General features: G+C 64.5%; 21 protein-coding genes. 16 read left to right on the forward strand and 5 right to left on the reverse strand.

The window, feature by feature from the left end; genetic code table 11:
* Positions 1–181: 181 nt before the first annotated feature.
* A complete protein-coding gene (locus tag AC3FOF_RS09940; RefSeq protein WP_017227507.1) occupies positions 182–691 on the reverse strand; it encodes a ClbS/DfsB family four-helix bundle protein in 510 nt (169 codons plus the stop codon).
* Between the two features lie 415 nt (positions 692–1,106).
* On the opposite strand from AC3FOF_RS09940, the gene AC3FOF_RS09945 reads away from it, so the two are divergent.
* The 7 genes from AC3FOF_RS09945 to AC3FOF_RS09975 all read left to right on the forward strand — a co-directional run bounded on the left by AC3FOF_RS09945 (position 1,107) and on the right by AC3FOF_RS09975 (position 8,645).
* Positions 1,107–1,979, forward strand: a complete 873-nt coding sequence (locus AC3FOF_RS09945; protein WP_276268999.1) for a DUF535 family protein — start codon at positions 1,107–1,109, stop codon at positions 1,977–1,979.
* A 752-nt stretch (positions 1,980–2,731) separates the two neighbouring features.
* Positions 2,732–4,042: a mechanosensitive ion channel family protein gene (locus AC3FOF_RS09950; protein WP_488726498.1), complete on the forward strand. Its 1,311-nt coding sequence runs from the start codon at positions 2,732–2,734 to the stop codon at positions 4,040–4,042.
* A gap of 225 nt (positions 4,043–4,267) precedes the next feature.
* Positions 4,268–5,251, forward strand: coding sequence for an alpha/beta fold hydrolase (locus AC3FOF_RS09955; protein WP_488726499.1), 984 nt, complete (start codon positions 4,268–4,270; stop codon positions 5,249–5,251).
* The gene (locus tag AC3FOF_RS09960; protein WP_017227503.1) at positions 5,248–6,459 is read left to right on the forward strand and encodes a saccharopine dehydrogenase NADP-binding domain-containing protein; all 1,212 of its coding nucleotides are present in this window, start codon (positions 5,248–5,250) and stop codon (positions 6,457–6,459) included. The genes AC3FOF_RS09955 and AC3FOF_RS09960 overlap by 4 nt, the downstream gene beginning before the upstream one ends.
* Before the next feature lie 51 nt (positions 6,460–6,510).
* Positions 6,511–7,011 (forward strand): DUF2147 domain-containing protein, encoded by a 501-nt coding sequence (locus AC3FOF_RS09965; protein ID WP_488726500.1) that lies wholly within the window; start codon positions 6,511–6,513, stop codon positions 7,009–7,011.
* A 33-nt stretch (positions 7,012–7,044) separates the two neighbouring features.
* A complete protein-coding gene (locus AC3FOF_RS09970) occupies positions 7,045–7,935 on the forward strand; it encodes a TorF family putative porin (protein WP_488726501.1) in 891 nt (296 codons plus the stop codon).
* Positions 7,936–7,970: 35 nt separating this feature from the next.
* Complete coding sequence (locus AC3FOF_RS09975; RefSeq protein WP_488726502.1) at positions 7,971–8,645, forward strand: hypothetical protein; 675 nt, start codon at positions 7,971–7,973, stop codon at positions 8,643–8,645.
* An 11-nt stretch (positions 8,646–8,656) separates the two neighbouring features.
* Here the strand turns inward: AC3FOF_RS09975 and AC3FOF_RS09980 are convergent, their stop codons facing one another.
* Positions 8,657–9,334: a TetR/AcrR family transcriptional regulator gene (locus AC3FOF_RS09980; RefSeq protein WP_017227499.1), complete on the reverse strand. Its 678-nt coding sequence runs from the start codon at positions 9,332–9,334 to the stop codon at positions 8,657–8,659.
* Between the two features lie 108 nt (positions 9,335–9,442).
* On the opposite strand from AC3FOF_RS09980, the gene AC3FOF_RS09985 reads away from it, so the two are divergent.
* On the forward strand, positions 9,443–10,882 hold the full coding sequence (locus AC3FOF_RS09985; protein ID WP_488726503.1) for a flavin monoamine oxidase family protein: 1,440 nt from the start codon (positions 9,443–9,445) through the stop codon (positions 10,880–10,882).
* Positions 10,883–10,966: 84 nt separating this feature from the next.
* A complete protein-coding gene (locus AC3FOF_RS09990; RefSeq protein ID WP_488726504.1) occupies positions 10,967–12,424 on the forward strand; it encodes a flavin-containing monooxygenase in 1,458 nt (485 codons plus the stop codon).
* 97 nt (positions 12,425–12,521) lie between these two features.
* Here the strand turns inward: AC3FOF_RS09990 and AC3FOF_RS09995 are convergent, their stop codons facing one another.
* Entirely contained in the window at positions 12,522–13,319 is a 798-nt protein-coding gene (locus AC3FOF_RS09995) for an IclR family transcriptional regulator (RefSeq protein WP_488726505.1), read from the reverse strand.
* Between the two features lie 169 nt (positions 13,320–13,488).
* Between AC3FOF_RS09995 and AC3FOF_RS10000 the strand changes: the two genes are divergently transcribed.
* The 4 genes from AC3FOF_RS10000 (at position 13,489) to AC3FOF_RS10015 (ending at position 17,953) form a co-directional block, all read left to right on the forward strand.
* The gene (locus AC3FOF_RS10000) at positions 13,489–14,691 is read left to right on the forward strand and encodes a CaiB/BaiF CoA transferase family protein (RefSeq protein WP_488726506.1); all 1,203 of its coding nucleotides are present in this window, start codon (positions 13,489–13,491) and stop codon (positions 14,689–14,691) included.
* Positions 14,688–15,290, forward strand: a complete 603-nt coding sequence (locus tag AC3FOF_RS10005; protein WP_488726507.1) for a cysteine dioxygenase family protein — start codon at positions 14,688–14,690, stop codon at positions 15,288–15,290. Before AC3FOF_RS10000 ends, AC3FOF_RS10005 begins: the two co-directional genes overlap by 4 nt.
* A gap of 10 nt (positions 15,291–15,300) precedes the next feature.
* Positions 15,301–16,062 (forward strand): enoyl-CoA hydratase/isomerase family protein, encoded by a 762-nt coding sequence (locus AC3FOF_RS10010; protein WP_276265971.1) that lies wholly within the window; start codon positions 15,301–15,303, stop codon positions 16,060–16,062.
* 358 nt (positions 16,063–16,420) lie between these two features.
* Positions 16,421–17,953, forward strand: a complete 1,533-nt coding sequence (locus tag AC3FOF_RS10015; protein ID WP_488726508.1) for an MATE family efflux transporter — start codon at positions 16,421–16,423, stop codon at positions 17,951–17,953.
* Positions 17,954–18,024: 71 nt separating this feature from the next.
* Here the strand turns inward: AC3FOF_RS10015 and AC3FOF_RS10020 are convergent, their stop codons facing one another.
* On the reverse strand, positions 18,025–18,546 hold the full coding sequence (locus tag AC3FOF_RS10020; RefSeq protein ID WP_488726509.1) for a MarR family winged helix-turn-helix transcriptional regulator: 522 nt from the start codon (positions 18,544–18,546) through the stop codon (positions 18,025–18,027).
* A 621-nt stretch (positions 18,547–19,167) separates the two neighbouring features.
* On the opposite strand from AC3FOF_RS10020, the gene AC3FOF_RS10025 reads away from it, so the two are divergent.
* The 3 genes from AC3FOF_RS10025 (at position 19,168) to AC3FOF_RS10035 (ending at position 21,669) form a co-directional block, all read left to right on the forward strand.
* A complete protein-coding gene (locus AC3FOF_RS10025; RefSeq protein WP_017224001.1) occupies positions 19,168–19,629 on the forward strand; it encodes a tripartite tricarboxylate transporter TctB family protein in 462 nt (153 codons plus the stop codon).
* Between the two features lie 12 nt (positions 19,630–19,641).
* Complete coding sequence (locus AC3FOF_RS10030) at positions 19,642–21,144, forward strand: tripartite tricarboxylate transporter permease (protein WP_017224000.1); 1,503 nt, start codon at positions 19,642–19,644, stop codon at positions 21,142–21,144.
* Positions 21,145–21,345: 201 nt separating this feature from the next.
* On the forward strand, positions 21,346–21,669 hold the full coding sequence (locus tag AC3FOF_RS10035; protein WP_488726510.1) for a transcriptional regulator: 324 nt from the start codon (positions 21,346–21,348) through the stop codon (positions 21,667–21,669).
* 79 nt (positions 21,670–21,748) lie between these two features.
* Here the strand turns inward: AC3FOF_RS10035 and AC3FOF_RS10040 are convergent, their stop codons facing one another.
* Positions 21,749–22,759 carry a response regulator gene (locus AC3FOF_RS10040; protein ID WP_051078357.1) on the reverse strand — a complete coding sequence of 337 codons (1,011 nt, stop codon included), beginning with the start codon at positions 22,757–22,759 and terminating at the stop codon, positions 21,749–21,751.
* Positions 22,760–22,848: the final 89 nt, after the last annotated feature.

The following is a 22,848-nucleotide window of genomic DNA, read 5'->3' on the forward strand; positions in this document are numbered from 1 at the left end:
TAAGACGGAATGGTGGTTTTGCTCTGTGTAAATCGATCCATTCGGCGGCGAGACGGGAAAACATCGCAACGCAAACAGCCGCTATCCGGCGCGCAGGGCATGACAGCGCGAATGCCGCGCGACATGTCCTTGCTGGCGGCGCAACGGTCGCAGCCGCCCATCGCCAGCGCGCGACCGATGCTCAGCGCGGCTGGGCCGCACGCCACTTGCGCAGCCTGGCGCGCGCGTTCTCGTAGGGCGAAGAGGTATTGAACTGGATCATCCGGCCCAGCGTGTACTTGCCGTACCACGGCTGGCCGTAAAGCGATGCGTCGTCGTGCGCTTTCACGAGAGCCACGATCCTGGCATTGGCGCCGGCCAGCCTGGCCAGCAGTTCCGGGTAGGGCAGGCCGGCGTAGTCCGCATAGAACTTCTGCGCCAGCTTGCCCAGTTCATTCCATTTGAATCCGGTTTCCGGGAAGTCGACTTCCAGTCCTTGCGCGTGCCGGGAAGTCCAGCGCAATACCAGGGCGTTCCAGCCGATCAGGTAGGAAACCAGCTCGCACACGCTCATGTGCGTTCCCTTGGCATGGCCTTCCAGGGTCCGCTCCGATGCCAGCGCGGCCGGCACGGTGTCGAGCTCCGCCGTGAGCCTGGCGTAGTTGTGCTGGATCGCGGTCAGCAGTTGTTCCCGATTGGTAGGAATGGTCATATGGGGACTCACGTCGATAGCGCATCATAGCGGAGGCGCCCTGGCCGGGCCAGGCCGGCAGTTGCCGTGAACCGGCGATGCGACGGTACCAGGGTTCAAGTCACCAGGGTTCAAGGCACCAGGGTTCAAGGCACCAGGGTTCAAGGCACCAGGGTTCAAGGCACCAGGACAAAGGGCGGGGCGTTGCCAGACGCCGACAACACTTGCGCCACCGAAGCGCTGGTGAGTCGCAACACGATAAACATAATAACAGTTATGATTTGGAAATTATATTGCTTGCTCGTTGCAGCACTGGGAGCGTTTCATCATGCAGGGACCATTGCCACCACTGTCGAGCCCGCCTTGGCTCGCCGGGCCGGGTGCGCGGGGATTGTCGTCCTCGGCCGGCCCACTGTCCGATTTTCGGTATCTATTGTTGCTGCAAGCCGTTGCGGCGTTTTGCCATCCGGTCGGCGCACGGCGCTGGTGGCTCAAGCGCATCAAGCTGGTCGGCAGGTCCATGTTCCGCCGAATGGCGGTGCGGTCGTGGCTGCGCTCGGTGGCATCGTGCGGCCTGCTGCGACGTGTCGCGGCGGCGCGGCCGGTGATGCTGGAGCGCCCCTTCCGGCCGCTGGCCCGGCTCGGGCTGGGGTTCGATGAGCGCATGCGCATCGTGCTGGAGCACTACCGCATCATGCATGCCAGGCTGCCGGTCTCCGTCAGCGAGCGAATCTGCCTGTCGGGCGGGTTCGGCTGGCAATTGCCCGGTACGCCGTACGTCCTGCGACTGGCCGACTCCGGTCCCAACCCCAAGGAGGGCGAGCTGGCCTTCTACTGGCTGGATCAAGCGCGCGGCGCCTGCCTGGCGCAACTGAGCTTCTACCTGGCGCAGGGCGAGGAGGGCATCGAACTGTTCGTCGGCGGCCTGCAGGGGCCGGCGGCCGAGGCCAGCCGCGCCTGGATCCGCGAGGCCACGCGCGCCTGCGACGGACTGCGGCCGAAGGATGCGGTGAAGAACGCGCTGCTGGCGCTGGGTGTCGCGCTGGGCGTGACGCGCGTCGTCGCTGTCTCGCGCATGAATCATGTCGGCCGCCAGCGCCGCACACCGCGCACCATCCTCGCCGACTACGAGAGCTTCTGGGCAGAGGCCGGCGGGGAGGGGTTACCCTGCGGCAACGTGGAGGTGCCCGTGGCGCAGCCGCGGCGGGACTTGATGTCGCTGCCGTCGAAGAAGCGCGCCGCCTACCGGCGCAAGCTGCAGCACATCGACGCCATCGAGGCTGTGGTGCGCGGCTGGCTGTGTCCCTGAGCGCAATGGCGAGCGGACCGGTTCCAGTCCAGGCCTAGCCAGGCAGCGTTCTGGCTCACCCGCCTGCTCCGCATGCCGGCCTCCGCTACATGCAGGCAGCTACTTGGGTGTTCTATCCCCCCTTCTTGCAGCCCCAGTCTGCCGCCCACCGACACACACCATGAATTCCGTTTGCCGAAGAATCCTGCTGATCGCGGGTTGCCTTATGGCCTTCCCGCTCCTGGCACTGGCAGCCCCGGAACTCCATCGGACAAGCAGGTCTGATGGCAGCACGATTCACTGGTACCTCGACAGGCCGCCGGGAGCGACAAAGACCGGGTTGATTGTGCTGGCACAAGGATCGGGATGTCTATCCGTGGCACACAACGCCAACCTCTCGGCAACGAGATCGGCCTTCGCTGGCGTTACAGCGATCACAGTCGAAAAGTATGGCGTCACACCTGGCGACCGACCGCGCAACGAACATGGTGACTGTTCCCGCGAATTCCGCGAGCATCACACTGTCGCGCAACGCGTAGCCGACTATCAGCAGATCATCTCCACCTTGCGCGCCGCGCCATGGTGGAACGGCAACCTGGTTCTCTTTGGGTGCTCGGAAGGCGGACTTGTCGTCGGCATCCTCGCTGAGCGAGTGAAGGCGAGGACTACCGTTCTTCTCTCGGCGAGAAAGCTGACCAAGACAACAAGCCAGGGGCACTGTCCATGCCGGTGTCCTGCATGACAAAGCGATCATTCAACCATGAGGGTGCACCTTGCCGTCGAAAATCACTGTAAACGGCGAATCCTTCAACGGTCCGAACGGGGAGATCACCGCCACCAGGATGACACTCTCGTGGTTGCACGCCCACGCTGTCGAAGTCTTCCTCGGCGCATTCTGCACCGTGTTGATTGCCCTTGCCGCGCTCTATCTCGCCGGCGTCCTGAAAGCCCGCGTGCCAGCGACGCGCCTGTGGCGGACAACCGCCGCCTACGCTGCGGCGCCCCTTCTCGCCACGGTCGGCCTGGCGCTTGCGGCGACAACGCCCTGGGCAAGCGCGCTTCTGCTGCCGATCTACGTCGAAGTAGCCGTGGTCGTGTTGCTGACCCGTGTGTTGGCATGCGGCATTGCCTTGCTATTCAAGCCGGCAGTCTTGCTGGATCATGCCCTCCGATTCGTTTCACTGGTGACTGGAGTTGTCGTAGCCATACAGTCACTGCAGCCTCCACGGGAGTTGATGCAGCCGATATCGGCCCTCGAGTTGAACATTGGCGCCTCGAAGATCAGCGCCGAAGGCCTTCTTAACGGTGCTACCTTTGGGGTCATCGTATTCATTGTCGCGCTGTCCATCTCCAAGGCTGCAGAGAAGAGCCTGCTCCGGAGCCAATCGCTTCCCCACAATCTTCTGCTAGCGCTGGCCAACATCAGCCGAACTGTCATCTGGTGCGTGGCGATCGGACTGACGCTGATTGCCATCGGCATCGACGTAACGACGATGGCAGCCTTCGGGGGCGCCCTCGGTATCGGCCTCGGCTTGGGACTGAAGAGGCTCGCCTCGAGCTACGTCAGCGGCCTTATCATCCTGTTCGAGCAGTCCATTCGCATAGGAGACACGATATCCACCGGCGCCATCAAAGGGCGGGTCACCCGACTGAACGCACGGTACACCATGATCCGCTCCAGCGACGGCGCTGAAGCGGTCATACCGAACGATGTCCTGACCTCCACCTCAATCGTCAACGAAACCTGGTCGGATAGCCAGGTGAGACTCGAAGCATCCGTTCTCATCCAGCCGGATGGTGATGTGGCAAGTGCAAAAGCCTGCATTTACGACGCGCTCGTAGCCCAGCAGAGGATACTGCCCGAGCCGGCCCCCTGTGTCTATGTCGCGGCCATCGAGCGCGGCGGCATACGTCTGGAGGCCCACTTCTGGATCGGAGATCCAGACAATGGCAAGCTCAACGTCATCTCGGACGTCAATGACTTCATCCTGGATCGCCTCCGGCAAAAGGGAATTGCTTTGTCGCATGGCGTTGACGCAATGTGCCTGCGGTCTTCATCAAGCATCAGCCGCCCTTGTCACTAAGGGTATGAGCGCGTCCCTGCCGGATCGGACGACGGCGCGAGGGATACGTTCCTACCGTTCTCTTGGTCCCTGAGTTGGGGTAATTCGTACTTCGGCATCGTGGCGGGGCCGGAGGCCAGGCGCTTCTGATGCCTTCGCGTAAACACTAGCTCCCCCGAAAACATAATAACCATTATGATGTTTTTAAGAAATCCGATCCATCCACGACCATCTCAGGAGGACATCTTGAGTCCAGCACCACGGTTTGCCCGCGTTGGCCATGTCAGCCTCGCCTATGAAACGCTGGGATCCTCCACGGCACCGCCCGTAGTGCTGATCCACGGACTCGGCCAGCAACTGACGGGCTGGCCCGACACCCTGGTGGCCGCCTTGGTGCATGCGGGCTACCAGGTGATCCGGTTTGACAATCGCGACATAGGCCAGTCAAGCCGGCTGAGCGGCAAGCCCCGTCTGGCATGGCTCTACCTGCGAGCCCAATTCGGCCTCGGAGGCCGCGCACCTTACAGGCTGGATGACATGGCCCACGACACGGTGAGCCTGATCGACCAGCTTGGTCTTGGGCCAGTGCATCTGGTGGGCGCATCCATGGGCGGAATGATCGCCCAGATCGTCGCGGCACGCTTCCCGGCTGCGGTTCGCTCGCTGACCTCCATCATGTCGAGCTCCGGAGACCCTCGCCTGCCCAAGGCCAGGAAGGATGTGTGGAAGCTGATCCTCAATCCGCCGCGAGATCCCTCGTTGGAGGAGGAGATCGCGTACACCGTCCGCACCTGGGAACGGATAGCCAGTCCAGGCTATCCGACCGCGCGCGGCGTGTGGCTCGAGCGCGCAAAGCACGACCTCGAGCGCAACGCACCTGCCGCGCACGGGACCGAAAGGCAGTTCGCCGCCATCCTGGCCTCGGGCTCGCGGGTTCCATTGCTGGGCCTGATCGACACGCCGACGCTGGTGGTACACGGCGCGCAAGACCCGCTCGTGCCCGTCGCGGCCGGACACAGCACCGCCCGGCACATACGGGGGGCAAGCTTTGAATGCATCGAAGGCATGGGCCATGACTTCCCCGAGGCGCTGATGCCAAGGATATCAAGGCGCATGGTCAGGCATTTCCTTGAGGCCGACAGTGCATCGCGTGCATTCGCCTCGCAATACGGATGCGTGCATCAAGCAACCAGGGACTCGTTACGCTCATCAATCGGAGAACCAGCATGAAGGTATTGGCACTTGGAGGCTGCGGCCTCATGGGCCGGCATTTTGTGGAGACTGCGATCCTGCTCAATGCCTTCACCCGGCTTACCGTGGCCGACAGGAATGCCGTTGCCGCGCACCAGTACGTGGCGGGGCTGGCGCATCCGGCCATCGACGCCCTGGCCGTGGATGCCCGTGACCGCGCGGCCTTGACGGATATCCTTCGATGCTACGACGTCGTGGTGTCGACCATAGGCCCGTATTATCTCTTCGGCACAATGGTCTTGGAATGCGCAATCGATGCGGGTTGCCACTACATAGACATCTGTGACGATCCGGAGCCAACCCTGGCCATGCTGGACTTGCATCCCAAGGCAAGGGCCGCAGGCATCACCGCTATCGTCGGCATGGGCGCGAGCCCTGGGGTGGCGAACCTGCTGGCCAGCTCGGCGATCCGCAACATGGAGGCACCGCATCGTGTGGTCACCACCTGGGGGAGCGTCTCACGCGCCCAGGAGGAGGCCAACGCGGATACCGATCTGGGCGCGGCGCTCGAACATTGGATCGAACAGCTCACGGGGAGCATTCCGGTGTTCATGGCCGGGCGTATCGCTACCGGGACGCCGCTGGCGGAGGTCGTGCTGCACGTGCCTGGCGTGGGCGCAGTCAAGGCCCATACCGTGGGCCACCCTGAGCCTGTCACGTTGCCGGGCACGTTCCCATCCATCCGCGAAGGTGTCAACGCGATGGTGCTCTCGCATGGGCTGGTCGGTGTGCTGAAAATCGTGCAGGCGCGCGTCGACAAGCACGGGCAGACCGTTGAGCAGGCGGCCAAGGTGCTGCGCGGCATCGTGCTCAAGAAGGACATATCCGGGCTGTCTTTCGGAGAGTCCATGCTCTTGCTTAAGAGCTCGCTCAAGGAATCGATCTTCGGCCGACGCTATATCCCTGCGGAAATGTCAGCGATTGTCGAGGGGAAGCGCCAGGGCCAACGCCATGTATGCAGTGCCTGGCTGAACGGGGAAATCCCCGGCGGCATGGGCCCCAACACTTGCATCCCGACAGCCATTGCGCTGCGCATGCTGGCCGAGCAGCGAATTGAGAAAACGGGAGTCTATGCCCCCGAGGCAGTGATTCATGCCGAGGCTTTTTTTTCCCTTTTGCAGCCATTCGTCCGGATACGCGACGCCAGCCAGCCCATCGTGGTCCTTCGGGAGGCGTTGTTGAAATAGCCGTCCTGACCAAGGCGCCGCAGTCTCCCTATTGCAAGCTCTGGAGAAGATATGCACCCGGTTCAATCGCAAGATTCAGTGCTCCGCCCTGCCTGCCGCGGGGTTCGTATCAGGCCTGCCGCCCTCGCCTTGGCGGCGTGCCTTTGGGCTCAGGCGACGGCGGCGCAGACAGCGTCGGCGGCGACGGGATTCGAGGGCTTGTGGCATACCGAAGACAAGTCGGTCATCGAACTGAAGCCTTGCCCCAAGGCCGGCCAGTTATGCGGCTACATCGCGTGGTCCAGGGAGGGCGGCACGGATCAGGCCAATCCCAATGCGGGACTCCGGAATCGCTCCATCTGTGGCCTGCTGATTCTCGAGTTGCATCAGTTCGACGGAACGATGTGGAAGGACGGCTGGGTCTACGACCCCGAAGAGGGCAAAACCTACAAGGCCGCGCTCCGCAAGCGGGACGGCAAGCTCTTCCTGCGTGGCTTCGTGGGCGCGGAAGTCTTTGGCGAGACCGAGACCTGGACCGCCGCGGCCGGCTCGGAACAGACCTGCAGACCTTGAGGAGTTGCCTTGAACCCTCGCATCCCCATTCTCTTGCTCACGCTCGCTGGCGCAGGAACGGCGGTCCCGGCCCGGTCCCAGTCCAGCATTGACGCCGCCGCACCGGACAGTCCCGCGTTCAACCTGAGCTTCACGTTCGCGGCTGTCACGGACAGCCGCGAACGTGGCCTCAGTAACAGCGCCAATCGCCCGACCGCCCGTGCCGCGGCGGAGTTGCTGCATTCGTCGGGGGCTTTCGCGGAACTCGAGGTGCTAGGGGTAAGCAAGCACCAGTACCCTGGGGGGCAAGGCATCAGGCTGCAGGCCGTGGCCGGTTACCGCGGGGGCGACCCGGATGGCTGGCACTATGAGGCAGGCGGGCTGTACAGCCGCTTCCCAGGCAGCCGGTTGCCGGGCGCCTCGGGCTATAACGTGACGATAGACCCTGAACTGGAAGAGGTCGTCGATGTCAGGCCAATCCCTGGCGATGTAAGCCCGGACACGGCCGAACTGTTTGGCCGCATCAGCTATCGAGGTCTCTCGCTGCGCTACTTCCATACCGTTTCCGAGAACTTCTACGGCATCGGTTCCAAGACGGTGTGCGCGGGCATGGATGATCTTGTCAGCTCGCTCGAGTGCTATGAGGGCGGCTTGAAGAACAGCCGTGGCAGTGGCTACTTCGAGCTGGGCTATCTGCATCGCTTGTCCAAGGTCAGCGCCATCGAAGTCCGCATAGGCCATCAACGTGTGCGGAATTTTCACGACTTCGACACGAATAGCTTCAGCATCGAGTATCGGCATTCGTGGAAGGGCTTCGAATTCAGCGCGGCCGCGGTCGGCGCCCGCGCGCGCAACCGGCAGGCATATCTGGTGGATGTCGGCGGCGGCAAGACGCGTGATCCCGGGAAGCTCACCTTGCTGCTGGGTGTCAGCCGCAAATTCTGAGTCTCGCCTTCCGTGCAATAAACAACAGGATCGCCATGCCCCCCGACGATAGGTATCCCAACGCTACCCTGAACGCCGACGACACGCATCAGGCGAGTGGCGTTGCGCCGGAGCCTGCCCGTGACACAGCCGCATTCACGCCCCACCGGGACGCCGCGAACGGCCCAGCCAAGGGCTTGCCCATGAATATCGAACGCGAAGCGATGTTTGCGGAGCTGGCAGAACTGCTTGGCAGACCGATTGCCGGATACGTGTGGGCCTTTCGCAAGATTCATCCGGGGTTGCTGCTCACGCTGAGCTTCGCGATCTCCCAAATCGCCAACGAACTCATCGTCTATGCGCTGTTCGAGGCCTATGGCATACGCAGCGTAGCGCGCACGGTCTTCGAGATCGTGTCGCCACTGACATTGTGGTTCTTTGTCGACACGGCGATCCAGTTTGTACTGACCTTGGCGGGCTACGGCCATCGCATCCTGGTCCAGACCGAGGAGGGTCGGCTGCTGGTGCTGCACCGGCGCCTCCTCAGTTCCCGACCCGATCGGCTGGAGGGCCAGATCGGCGGCTCGCTCGCGATCGCACCGAAGTCCCTGGGCTACGCCATTGATCGCCTGGACACCGGGATAGGCCGCTTCTACATCTGGGCCAGGTGGCGCGACATGCGCCTGTTTCTGACCCTGAGGGAGTCCGGCGCATGGCGCGAGCATCAATGAGAGCCGGTGCACTAAGCCGTGGGAACGAGGAATGCCCGGATATGACGCTTGACCAGCATGCGCTGCTGAGCCGGCGCAAAGCGCTCTGGGTCTATGATGCGCCCCACGCCCAGACCATCGGCCAGTGCCACCATCGCGTCGGCCTCCAAGGTCAGGTCCAGCCCGCTGCGGATGAGCTTCTGCTTCTGCAGTGCGGCCAGTTCCCCGACCAGCGCGCCCCGCATGAACGCATAGCGGCGCTTGTGCTCGGCGGACAGCGTCTCGCTGCCCACCGATGCCTTCAGGAAGGCAAGCCAGATGCGCCAGCCGGTCTCGCCCTCCAGGTCCAGCGGCAGGGCGGCATGGAGGATGGTTTCGAGGCGCGCGATCCCGGTTACGCCTTCCAGCCGGCGCTCGACGTCTGCGACCAGACCGGAGATCAGGTAGTCGAGCGCATAGATCAGCACCTCATCCTTGGTGCGGAAGTAGTGCACCACGGCGCCGGTCGTCGCCCCCATCTCAGCCGCGATCTCACGGATCGTTACGTTCTCGAGCCCGACGCGCAGGATGGCCCGCCAGGTGGCTTCGAGGACGTCGATACGCTTGCGTTCGTATGCATCTTCCTTGGTGTTCGCGGGCGCCGCCGTTTTGGCGGGCCCGGCTGCGACAGCCTTGCGCTTGAGGGAACGAGGTGCTTGAGGCGTGACCATGGGCTTTAACCTGTTTGTACGGCAGCCTGGCTTGCGCCGGACCGCTCCGTCGTAATGAGAACGAGGCTCGCCGGATTTCGTGCCGAGCCGCTTATCAGCATCATAACAATGATGATTCACCATTTACAGAAACCTTCAGATGGAGCCATCGTGAAACCCTTCGGAACCGGCAGCGATGTGAACGTACAGGAAGCGGATGTGATCGTTGTCGGCGCCGGATTTTCCGGCCTGACGGCAGCGCGGAACCTACACCAGCAGGGCATGCGCGTGCTTGTGCTGGAAGCGCGCGACCGCGTCGGTGGCCGTACCATGCCAGGCACTATTGCGGGGCTCACGGTAGACCTGGGCGGCATGTGGGCGGGCCCGACACAGACGGCATTGATCGCGCTGGCGGACGAGTTCGGCGTCGAACGCTTTGCGCAGCCGCTCGCAGGCAAGAACATCGTGGAACTTGGCCAACGCGTGACCCGTGCCGAGGGAGAGAATTTTTTCAGCGCCCGGTCCGACGCTGCCAAGCTGCAGTACAGCACGTTGCTCGTCTCGATTGAAGCGCTGGCTGCCGATATGCCCGCACGGAAGCATTGGCACTGGCACCGCGCCGCCGAGTTCGATGGCATGACACTCGCCCACTGGCTGGACCGCGTCGACGCGCTGCCCGAGGTGAAAAGCGACATGGCGATCAGTTGTCGGGCCTTGCTGTGTGCCGAGGTGACCCAGGTAAGCTTTCTGCATTTTCTCTTCTATGTGAAGTCCGGCGGTGGCTTCGCCACATTGACGACAGCGACGGAGGGCGCGCAAAAATGGCTCTTCAAGGGCGGCGTGCACCAGATCGCGCAGCACCTCGCGGCATCGCTGCCGCCCGGCGCCGTCAAGCTCGGCACCCCTGTCCACGCCATAACACGCACTCCTGGCGCCGTGCTCGCAACGAGCGGACTCGAATCCTACTCGGCGCGCGCCCTCATCATGGCCTTGCCGCCAGCCATCGCCGGCCGTATCGACTATCAGCCGCCGCTGGACGCGCGGCGCGATGGGCTCATGCAGCGGTTGCACATGGGCTCGGTCATCAAATGCTATCTGGCCTACGACAGGCCATTCTGGCGCCAAGCCGGACTGAACGGCCTGGTACTTAGCGATACCCGTGTGTTCTCCCCCATCTTCGATGTGTCGCCGCCAGATCAATCCGCGGGCCTGCTATGCGGATTCATAGACGGCCGCGCCGCGGTGGAGTGGTCGGAGCGCGGTAGTCCGGCCCGGCGCAGCCAGTTCATCGCCGAAGCGAGCCGCTGGTTCGGCGATGCCGCGCGCAATCCAGTCGATTACCTGGACCTGGACTGGACGCGCGAGCCGTGGAGCCGCGGCTGCTATGGCGGCTACGCGTCCCCCGGCACCTGGACCGGATACGGCGACGCGCTCTGCCGGAACGAGCCGCCGATCTTCTGGGCCGGCACCGAGACTTCATCCATCTGGTACTGCTACATAGAAGGCGCTATCCGGGCCGGCCAGCGCGCGGCGCAGGAAGTGCTGGCCGATATGGCGAAGCGCGGCTGAGCACACCGACGTGAACCGCATTATTGGAGAACAAGCGTGGTGAATCTGTTGAGAGAAGAATCAGGCGTGCAACTCGATGCCGAGGTGATCATCGTCGGCACCGGCTTCGCAGGCCAATGCATGGCCATCAAGCTGCGGGAGGCTGGATTCGATTCGGTACTGCTGCTGGAGCGCGCAGCGACGGTAGGTGGCACCTGGCGCGACAACCACTATCCTGGCGCCGCCTGCGACATCCCATCGCACCTGTACTCATTCTCCTTCGAACTCAATCCGGACTGGTCCCGTACCTATCCGGGGCAAGGCGAGATCTACTCCTACCTGCGCAACGCCGCAAGGAAGTATGGTCTGGAAGACCGGATTCGCTTCAACACGCTGGTGAAAGGCGCAGCGTTCGATGCCAGCACCCAGACCTGGCGGACCGACACGGACAAGGGCAGCCTGCGCTCACGCTATCTGATCCTCGGCACCGGCGGGCTGAGCGAGCCGGTCACGCCCGCGTTGCCCGGCATTGAGGAGTTCCGCGGAGAATGCTTTCACTCGGCGCGCTGGAATCACGCCTTCGACTTGCGGGGCAAGCGCGTGGCTGTCATCGGCACGGGCGCCAGCGCTATCCAGTTCGTGCCCGAGATTGCGCCGCGCGTGGCAAGTCTCAGCGTATTCCAGCGGACCCCACCGTGGATCGTGCCGCGCGGCGACCGGCCTTTCACCGCGTTGCGCAAATCCGTTAACCAATGGGTGCCCGGCATCATGCGGCTGAACCGCTGGCGCATCCACTGGCTGAACGAACTGTCTGCACTAGGCACCGTGGTCGATCCGAAGTACATGGAATGGGGGGCGAAAGTCGCGCTCAAACACCTGCACGCGCAAGTCCAGGACCCTGTCCTTCGCGCCTGGCTTACCCCTGACTATGTGATGGGATGCAAGCGGATCCTGATCTCGGATGACTGGTATCCGGCTTTGCAGCGTTCCAATACGGAGCTGGTTACGGCGGGAATCGATCACGTAACCCCGGAGGGCGTACGATCGGTGGACGGCAGGATGCATCGCGTTGACGCCATCATTTTCGGTACCGGCTTCCAGGCGACAGAAGCGCTCAGCAAGCTGAGCCTGCACGGCCGCATGGGGCTGGAACTGAACGAGGCCTGGCGCGACGGCGCCGAGGCTTATGTCGGGGCCAGCGTCAGCGGCTTTCCCAATCTCTTCCTGCTCACCGGACCGAACACCGGGTTGGGACACAACTCCATGGTCTTCATCATAGAGGCAAACGTGGCCCACATCGTGGGCGCCCTGAAGCACGCACGCCGGAAAGGCGCTGCTGTGGTGGAGGTGAAGCGCGAGGTTCAAGCGCACTACAACCAGGCACTGCAGCGCCGGCTCCGCAAGTCGGTATGGGTAACCGGCTGTAAGAGCTGGTACCAGGACAAGCGTAGCGGCAAAGTCACCACCCTGTGGCCCGGCTTCAGCACGCAGTACTGGGCCAGGGCACGTCGTTTCCAGCCGGATGACTACCTTGTATTCGACCCGGGTCGCGTGCCGATGTGATACCTGCGGCTGTGCGCTGTCCCGGCGCGCGCCAGGTCATCAGTTCAAGCACGGGCGTCCGGCGTCTTCTCTTCGCCGTCACCACGCGACCGGAAGACTAGCGCCGCACCGCCACCATGCTGCGCGTGGCAAGCGCCAGCGCATTGTGCCGCGCACCGCCGCCGAGGCTGTCGGAGATATCCGTGGCGGAATTCAGCACCAGTTGCGCGAAGGGCTTGATCTTCTGCGGCTTGAACCGCTCCGCCGGCCCCGACAGCCCCACGGCGGCAATCACGTGCCCGTTGCCGTCGCTGATCGGCGCGGCGATGCCGTAGACCGTTTCGCGCCATTCGCCGCGGTTGATCGCATAGCCTTGCTTGCGCACCTTTTCCATTTCCTGCAGGAAGCCTTCGGGCGTGACGATGCTGTTGGGCGTGGATGGCACCAGGGAGGCCGACATGCGTTGCAGCGCCGCGTCCGGCTGGAAGGCCAGCATGGCCTTGCCGGTGGCCACGCAATGGGCCAGCGCGCGCCCGCCGATCTGGGTGTAGGCACGCACCGGGTTGGGGCTGTCGATCTTGTGCACGTAGACGACCTCGCCGCGGTCCAGCACGGACAGGTGCACGCTCTCGCCGCTGGCATGCATCAGCTTGTCCATCCAGGCCTCGGCGTGGCGGCGCAGGTCCAGCCGCGAGAGTACCGCCGAGCCCAGCTCCCATAGCTTGATGGACGCGCTATAGCCGCTGCCGGAGGCGTCGCGGATCACGTAGTTGAGATCGGTCAGCGCCTGCAGCAGGCGGTGTACGTTGCTCTTGGCCAGGCCGAGGTGGGTGGCGATCTCGGTCAGGCCCAGGGGCCGGTCGCTGTGGGCCAGCAACTCGATGACGCCAAGCCCTTTGATCAGGGTGTTGTTCATGATGGAGTGCGGCACATGCGGCGCGCAAGCCACTAGTTCTCAAATGTGGAACGATTGTAGCCTATTTTGGAACGTGAATATAATGCCTCAAATCGCGGTCCCAGGGCGATCCAGGTTTTCCACGCGTAGCGGGAGCCCGCCGGGCCGCCAACGTTCCACAGGGCATTCCATGCAAGATGTCAGCGAGAAGGACCTGCCCCTGCACGGGGTCAGGGTGGTGGAGTTCTGTACCGTGGCTGCCGGGCCTTTCTGCGGCATGCTGCTGGCCGACATGGGCGCCGAGGTGATCAAGGTGGAGCCGCCCGACGGCGATACCCTGCGCCAGTGGCCGCCGCTGTCGGGCGGGTTCTCGGAGAACTTCGCCTCGCTCAACCGCAACAAGCAATCCGTGGCGCTCAACCTCAAGGATGCCGGCGATCTCGCGCTGGCCCGGCAACTGATCCTGGATGCCGATGTGGTGGTGGAGAACAACCGCCCAGGCGTGATGGACCGGCTTGGCCTGGGCTACACCAGCTTCCGGGAGCAAAAACCGCAATTGCTGTACTGCTCGGTGTCGGCTTATGGCCAGAGCGGACCGCGCGCCGGAGAAGGCGGCTTCGACTTGACCATCCAGGCCGCCGCCGGCGTGATGAGCGTGACCGGCGAGCCGGATGGCGCGCCGGTCAAGTGTGGCGTGCCGCTGGCCGATTTTGCTTCGGGGCTGTATGCGGCGTTCGCCATTGCCAGCGCGCTGGCGCGTGTGCGCGCCGGCGGCAGCGGGGCCCATATCGATGTGCCGATGTATGGCTGCACGCTTGGCATCGCCGCCCTGCAGACCAGCGAATACTTCGGCACCGGCAGGAACCCGGTCAAGCTGGGCTCCGCGCATCCGCGCAACGCGCCCTACCAGGCCTTTCGCGCCGCCGACGGTTACTTCGCCATTGCGGCGGGTAACCAGAAGCTGTGGCTGGAGGTGGTGCGCGTGGTGGACCTGCCCGCGCTGGCGGCGGATGCCCGCTTTGCCACCACGCGCGACCGTGCCGCCAACCAGGCCGCGCTCAAGCTACTGCTGGAGGAGCGCTTCGCCGGCGCCGGCGTGGATCACTGGATCGCGGCCTTCAACGCGGCCGGCGTGCCGCACGCGCGCATCAACGACTACGCAGCCGCGCTGGATGACCCGCAGGTCGGGCATATGGAGTGGGTCAGGCCACTGACCTTGCCGGGCGGCCATCGCACCCGCACCTTTGCTTCGCCGCTGCGGCTGGACGGCCAGGGCCTGCCGATCCGCCGCGATCCGCCGGCACTGGGCGAGCACAACGAGTCGGTCCGCGCGCGCTATGCATTGGCCGCAGCGGCGGACGCGGCCAACGATTCTTCCAAGGATGCATCATGAGCAACAAGATCGAACGGCTGCGCGAGTTCGTGGCCACCATCAGCCGGCTGGTGGACGGGGCGGGACAGGCTGGCGCGAACGAGGCCGCACTGCTGGCCGGCGCTACCGGCCCGCTGCGCGAACTGGTGGCGCACGACGACTGGCTGCCCGAAGCGATGGCGCAGCCGCATCCCGTCTATTACCAGCAGCACCTGCTCTACGGCGACCCGCTCGATCGTTTCTCGCTGGTGAGCTTCGTGTGGGGGCCGGGCCAGCAGACGCCCGTGCATGACCACACCGTGTGGGGCCTGATCGGCGTGCTGCGCGGCGCCGAGGTGGACCAGCGCTATCGCATCGAAGCCGGGCAACTGGTGGCCGACGGCGACGAGGTTCTGCTGTCCGCCGGCGACGTGGCCGCGGTGTCGCCCACGCTGGGGGACGTGCATCGTGTGCGCAATGCATACGACGACCGTGTTTCGGTCAGCGTGCACCTCTATGGCGGCAATATCGGCCGCATCCAGCGCCATGTCTACGATGCCGCCAGCGGCGCCACCAAGCCTTTCGTTTCCGGTTATTCCAACGCGCTGGTGCCCAATCTCTGGGCGCCGGCCGCTGCGTGAGGGGGGCACGGTGACCGTGACCGCGGCGCAAGGCATCCTGCTGGCCGACAGGCAGGGCGACGTCACCCGGCTGACGCTGAACCGGCCCGGGCGCGGCAATGCGCTCTCGGCCGAACTGGTGACGGCGCTGGCGGCGGCGGTGGATGCCTGCTATCTCGACGGCACGCGCCTGCTTGCCATCGAAGGCGCGGGCGAGCACTTTTGCACCGGCTTCGATCTGGGCGATCTCGACAGCGAGAGCGACGATTCGCTGCTGGCGCGTTTCGTGCGAGTGGAACTGCTGCTGCAAAGCGTGCACGACGCGCCGTTCGCCACGGTGGCGCTGGTGCAGGGACGGGCCATGGGAGCCGGTGCCGACCTGGTGGCCGCCTGCGAGCAGCGCTGGATCGCGCAGGGCAGCAGCTTCGCGTTTCCGGGCGCGGCCTTCGGGCTGGTGCTGGGCAGTGCGCGGCTGGCGCGGCTGGTGGGTACGGCGCGGGCGCGCGAGTGGATTGCCGCCGGACGCGCGGTGCGGGCCGACGACGCGCTTGCCGCGGGCCTGGCAAGCAGGATGATCCCGGCGGAGGAGCGCGCCGCCGCGCTCGCCGGGCTGGCCGAACGCGCCCGCCGGCTCGATGCGCCCACGCAGGCCGCCATCCAGGCGGCCACGCTGGGCGGCCAGGCAGCGGTAGTCGCGGCGGGCGCGGCGCAGCTCAGCGAACTGGTGCGTTCCGCGGCCCGGCCGGGACTCAGGGCGCGCATCGCGGCGTATCGGGAGGCTTCCAGGCGCTGACACCGAGCCGTTTCGCGTATCCGCGATATCGGCGGGAAGACGGAAGCAGAACATCGGGATATCACGCCTGCCGCGCCGGACAGGGCCCCATCGCTGCCTTCGCGGGCACGCCGCAAAGGCATCTCCGGCGAATTCGGGGACCGCTCGTGTCGCGCATTTCGCCACCGGTTGACCCGGCAGGTCCGGCGCGCGTGCAGCGAACCAGACAACTGCTTACAATCGCCTTCCTGTCTGACAGACGCTTCCCGACAAAGCCTGTCCCGGAGGTGTGAGATAGTGGCGCAAAGGGGACAATCGCTCCTTTGCTTCCGGGCCAATGCAGCTCCGGTGCGACAAGAAAGCGGGACAATCCTCGAACATGCCGACGAAATCCAAAGCCCAGTTGACCACCGGCCCGATCGGCCGCACCTTGCTGCTGTTTTCGCTGCCGGTGCTTGGCAGCAATATCCTGCAGTCGCTCAATGCCTCGGTGAATTCCGTGTGGGTGGGACACTTCCTGGGCGAGGCGGCCCTGACGGCCACTTCCAATGCCAACATCATCCTGTTCTTCCTGCTCGGCGTGGTGTTCGGCATCAGCATGGCCAATACCATCATGATCGGGCAGGCGGTGGGCGCGCGCGACCTGGCCGAGGCACGCCGCGTGGTGGGGACCAGCACCACGTTCTTTGTCCTGCTGTCCGTGCTGGCAGCGGCACTGGGCTATGCGTTCACACCGGACATCCTTGCCGCAATGGATACGCCGGCCGATGCCAGGCCGCTCGCCATCAGCTACCTGCGCATCATCTTCCTGGCGCTGCCTTTCATGTATTTCTACAACTTCGTGATGATGACGTTGCGCGGCGCGGGGGATTCGCGCACGCCGTTCTATTTCATGCTGTTGTCGGTGGGGCTGGACGTGGTGCTCAACCCGTTGCTGATCTTCGGCATCGGCCCGTTCCCGAAGCTCGGCATTGCCGGCTCGGCGCTGTCCACGCTGATCGCGCAACTGACGAGCCTTGCCGCGATGCTGGCCCTGCTCTACCGCCGCCGCCACTTCCTGGCGCTGCGCCGCCACCAGCGCGCCTATCTGTGGCCCGACCTTGGCATCTTGCGCGCCCTGGTCGCCAAGGGCTTGCCGATGGGCCTGCAGATGGTGGTGATCTCGTCGTCAGCCATCGTCATGATGTCGCTGGTGAATCGCCATGGTTCGCAGACCACGGCTGCCTACGGCGTGGCTTCGCAACTCTGGACCTATGTGCAGATGCCGGCGCTGGCAGTGGGCGCCAGCGTATCGTCGATGGTGGCGCAGAACGTGGGGGCCGGCCTGTGGGATCGCGTGGCGCGCATTACGCGGGCAGGACTGCTGTTCAACCTGCTGATGACGGGCGCGCTGGTCGGCCTGATCTACCTGTTCAATCGCCATTCGCTGGGCCTGTTCCTGCCCGCCGACGGCATCGCCATCGGCATTGCCCAGCAGATCAATGCCATCGTGCTCTGGTCATTCATCCTGTTCGGCTTCACCATCGTGCTGTTCGGCACGGTGCGCGCCACCGGCGCGGTGATGGCGCCGCTGGTGATCCTTTTTGTCTCGATGTGGCTGGTGCGCCTGCCGTTTGCCTCGATGCTCTCGCGCAGCATCGGTGCCGATGCGATCTGGTGGAGCTTCCCGGTGGGCTCGGTGGTGTCGGTGACGCTGGCGGTGGTTTACTACCGCTTCGGCAACTGGCGCGCCAGCCATATCCTGCCAGTCGAGCCGGTCCCCGGGACCGAGCCGGAGTATGCTGCCCAGGCACCCGACACCAGCATGGGCACCCCGTGCGAGGATGCCCTGGCGACGGCCGGCGCCGGAGATGCCATGGCCGTCCCGGCCGCGCAACTCCCCCGGCGGGCATCGGACCAGGTCGCCGACTGAGCGCCAGTCAAGCGATGATGGCCGCGGCGCCGCGCGTATGCGGCCGACAATGCAGCCGGTTATGCGGCCGGTTATGCGGCCGGTTCCGCGTCATTCCCTCTCGCCAGTCCGGCCAGCCAGCGCCGGACCACCTGCTCTTCCTGTTCGCTGAGTCCCGCGCGCAATCCCTGCTCGTTTTCCCGCGCACGCTCACGGCATGCCGCCAGTAGCGTGGCGCCTGCCGGTGTCAGCACGATGTTCTGGATCCGGCCGTGTACCGGGTGGGGCTGGCGCCGGATTGAACCCGCTTTTTCCAGGTTGGCCACGATGACGCTCACGGTCTGTGGCGTCAGCAGCGCGAGCCGCGCAAGATCCGCATTGGACAGGCCGGGATATGCTCCCAGCATGGTCAGTACCACGAATTGCGGGGAGGTGACGCACAGGTCTGCCAGCGCACGCTCCATGCGCAGCCGGTTGGCCGCGCCGGCTTGCCGCAGCAGGTAGCCCAGGTAGCCGGCTTCGCCGCGCTTGCCTTCGCCGGCACGGGGAACGGCCGGGTCAGGGGCGGTGGAGAAGGGAGGGCTTGCAGGGTGGGCGCCAGCGTCCTTGTTCATACATCAGTACTCTTGCATTATGTTCGTACTCTGAGATTATCGCAGAGTCCGGCACGGGCCACCGGCAGCCGGCCGGGCTGCGCCGGGAGACGGCACATGGCGCCAACGCCGCGTGGCGAGCGCGCCGGTCTCGAATGCCCCGCGCAACGCTTGAAAGGCAATCGAAAGGCCAGCCTGCCATTCTGACTTCTGCCGATAGGGGGAATGGCCGCCATCCGTGCCTTCCCGTCGCGGTTTTTTGCCCCCGGGCTTACTCGTTCCCGGTGCCTCTACCCGGCTGCCGCGAGTTGACGCATTCGCGCCGGCCGTGCGCGTGCCCTGCATTTGCTGTCTCCTTCCTTTCCATTTCCCTTCTGTTTCCCTTCAATTCCCCTTCAGTTTCCTTTCGTCGGTCCTTTAAATACATCATGACGTGATATGTATTTTTTTGGCCGGACTTCCAGGCATATCGGTGAATACCCCTAAAACAAGACAAATGAAAGCAAGCTGAAAGATCGCCTCTCTAATGTTCCACCCATCCTGCAGGCAAGCCCGTGTCCGCCTGCCGATCGAACCGTCTCCGCACGCAAGAGCCTGCGCTCGGGGGCGCACAAGTTTTTATGTACTTTGAGGAGAATCGTTTTGCGCATACGCAGCCAAAAGGACTTTGCCTCCGGCCTGATGTTCATTCTGGTCGGATTGAGCTTTTCCTGGGTCGCTCGCGGCTATTCCATGGGAACAGCCGCCAAGATGGGCCCCGGATATTTTCCCTTCCTGCTCGGACTGGTACTGGCCATACTCGGCGCATTCGTGCTGATCGGCTCGGTCTCGAAAAAGGGCGAAGCCGACCAGCTCGCCCGCTGGGACCTGAAGACCCTGCTGTGGATCCTGGGTTCGGTGGTGCTGTTCGGCCTGCTGCTCAAGCCGCTCGGCATGGTGTTGTCGGTGTTCGTGCTGGTGATGGTGTCGTCGATGGCCAGCCATGAGTTCAGCTGGAAGGGCGCGATCCTGAACGCCATCGTGCTGGTGCTCATCAGCATGGGCGCCTTCGTGTACGGCATCAACCTGCAGATGCCGGTGTGGCCTGCTTTCATTACTGGTTAAGGAGTCGGCCATATGGAATTGATTGACCATCTTGCCTTGGGATTCTCCACGGCGCTGTCGTTGCAAAACCTGGCCTACGCCTTCCTGGGCTGCGTGCTGGGTACCCTGATCGGCGTGCTGCCGGGCCTGGGGCCTCTGGCCACCATCGCCATGCTGCTGCCGGTGACCTACACGCTGCCGCCGGTGGCGGCGCTGATCATGCTGGCCGGTATTTACTACGGCGCGCAGTACGGCGGCTCCACCACCGCCATCCTGGTCAACCTGCCGGGTGAATCGTCATCGGTGGTCACCACCATCGATGGCTACCAGATGGCGCGGCGGGGCCGGGCGGGGGTGGCGCTGGCCACTTCCGGCCTGGGTTCCTTCTTCGCCGGCTGCGTGGCCACCCTGATCCTGGCCGCGTTCGCCACGCCGCTGTCGGAACTGGCCTTCAAGTTCGGGCCTGCCGAATACTTCTCGCTGATGGTGCTGGGCCTGATCGGTGCCGTGGTGCTGGCTTCCGGTTCGCTCCCGAAGGCCGTGGCGATGATCGTGCTGGGCCTGCTGCTGGGCCTGATCGGTACCGACGTGAACTCGGGCGCCGCGCGCTTCTCCTTCGACATTCCCGAACTGACCGACGGTATCGACTTCGTCGCGCTGGCCATGGGTATGTTCGGCTTTGCTGAAATCGTGGCGAACCTCGAACAGAAGGAAGATCGCGAGACCTTTACCGACCGCGTGACCAACCTGTGGCCGACCAAGGAAGACTTCAAGCGCATGGCGCCCGCAGTGCTGCGCGGCACGCTGCTGGGCTCCGCCCTGGGCATCCTGCCGGGTGGCGGCGCGGCGCTGGCTTCGTTTGCAGCCTACTCGCTGGAAAAGAAGACCTCGAAGTACTCGCATGAGTTCGGCAAGGGCGCCATCGAAGGCGTGGCCGGTCCGGAATCGGCCAACAACGCCGCCGCGCAGACCTCCTTCATCCCGCTGCTGACGCTGGGCATTCCGCCCAACGCCGTGATGGCGCTGATGGTGGGCGCGATGACCATCCACAACATCCAGCCGGGCCCGCAGGTCATGACCAGCAACCCCGCGCTGTTCTGGGGCCTGATCGCCTCGATGTGGATCGGCAACCTGATGCTGATCATCCTGAACCTGCCGATGATCGGGATCTGGGTCAAGCTGCTGACCGTGCCCTACCGCTTCCTGTACCCGGCCATCCTGGTGTTCTGCGGTATCGGCGTGTACTCGGTCAACAACCAGACCTTCGACGTCTTCATGGCGGCTGGCTTCGGCATCATCGGCTACCTGTTCCTGAAGCTCAAGTGCGAACCCGCACCGCTGCTGCTGGGTTTCGTGCTGGGACCGATGATGGAGGAGAACTTCCGCCGTTCCCTGCTGCTGTCGCGTGGCGAGTTCAGCGTGTTCGTGACCCGTCCGCTGTCGATGGGCCTGCTGATCGCTGCCGCCGCACTGGTCGCCGTTGTCGCACTGCCGTCGATCAAGGCGAAGCGCGAAGAAGCGTTCCAGGAAGAGTAGTAACCGAGCCCCACCCGCGCCGGCCTCGTGCCGGCGCACAAAACGCAAGGCCTGGGGTGCACTCGTGCACCCCGTTTTTTTAGGCAGGTCCTGGTCTTGACCAGGCCGCCGGCAGGGAAGACGCCCGGCTGCGTTCGCAGCGCCAGGGCTGCGCATGATGATCTGCTCTATCGCGCCGCGCAGGCGCGTCACAGGCGCTGCATGAAAACTCCAACACTAGACGGCTTCGTTTCGCGGCTGTATATCCTGAAGTTTGTCCAATCGAGCCCGGCGACGGTATTGACGCTGGTCGACCGCCTGCGCGAGCGCGGCGTCGAGAAGAATATCCGGTCGCTCAGGCCCATCCTGCGCAGCCTGATGATTGCACGCGCGATCACGGCGGAGCTGGTGGAGGGCAGCGGCCGGGTCTATTGCATCACGGATAGCGGGCGCGAGGAGCTGAACAAGTACCTGTCCCACCTGGATATCCTGCAAAGCGATATCGAGCACACCGGCCAGGCAAAGCGCGCCGGCCGCTCCGATTGAACACCCGGTACCGCGGCAACGCGAGCAGGACGGGGCCTGGCGGGACGCCAGCTTGGGGCCAGCGCCCGCCGCGCCGTGCTCAGGTGGTCATGACGACCTGGTTGCGGCCGTTGCGCTTGGCCTGGTAGAGGCCGGCATCGGCGATTTCGATCAGGCGGCTGTAGGGCATGTCGGCAGCCGGCACGATGGCGGTGCCGCCGATGCTGACGGTCACGTTGGGTGCCGCCTGCGAGCCGCTGTGCGGTACCTGCAAGGACTCGATGGCGCGGCGCACCTTTTCCGCCAGCAGCCGCGCGCCGCCGGGCGAGGTGGAAGGGAGGATCATGGCGAATTCCTCGCCGCCGAAGCGTGCCGGCAGGTCGGCCGGGCGCGCGCAGTTCTCGCGGATCACGCCGGCCACGCGGCGCAGCACTTCGTCGCCGGCCACATGGCCGTAGGTGTCGTTGTAGGCCTTGAATGAATCGACGTCGATCATCAGCAGCGCCAGCTGGCTCTGCTCGCGGCCGGCGCGACGCCATTCGGCCCCGAGATATTCGTCGAAATAGCGCCGGTTGGACAGCCCGGTCAGGCCATCCGAATTGGTCAGCCGCTGCAGTTCCAGATTGGTTTCCAGCAATTGCTGCTGGCTCTGGCGCAGGGCCCGGTAGGCTTCGTCGCGCTGCTGCAGGTTGAGGTAGGAACGCGAGTGATAACGGATGCGCGCCACCAGCTCGATGGTGTCGGGAAGCTTGACCAGGTAATCGTTGGCACCGGCGGCAAAGGCCGCGCTTTTCATGATCGGCTCTTCCTTGGTCGACAGCACGATAATGGGAATGTCGCGCGTGGCGAGGTTGGCGCGATATCGCCGCACCAGCGTCAGGCCGTCGATGCCGGGCATCACCAGGTCCTGCAGGATCACCGTCGGGCGGGTGCGTTCGGCCACGGCGACGGCTTCGTCGGGTTTGGCGCAATAGTGGAAATCGATATCGTGCTCGGGTTCCAGTTCGCGCCGGACGGCTTCGCCGACCATGGCCTGGTCGTCGACCAGCAGGACCATGGCGAGGTACTCATCCGGGCGTTGCATGGTCTTTGAGTCTGTTGCGTTGGGCATTGCTTTCCTCTTGCTCTCCGACTTGGAGGCGCTAACAAAATGATCCTGATCATCCTGGCGTGGTCCGGCATGCCCCAGGCGTAGCGCGG

It is taken from the genome of Cupriavidus sp. 96C5-1 (assembly GCF_057798855.1).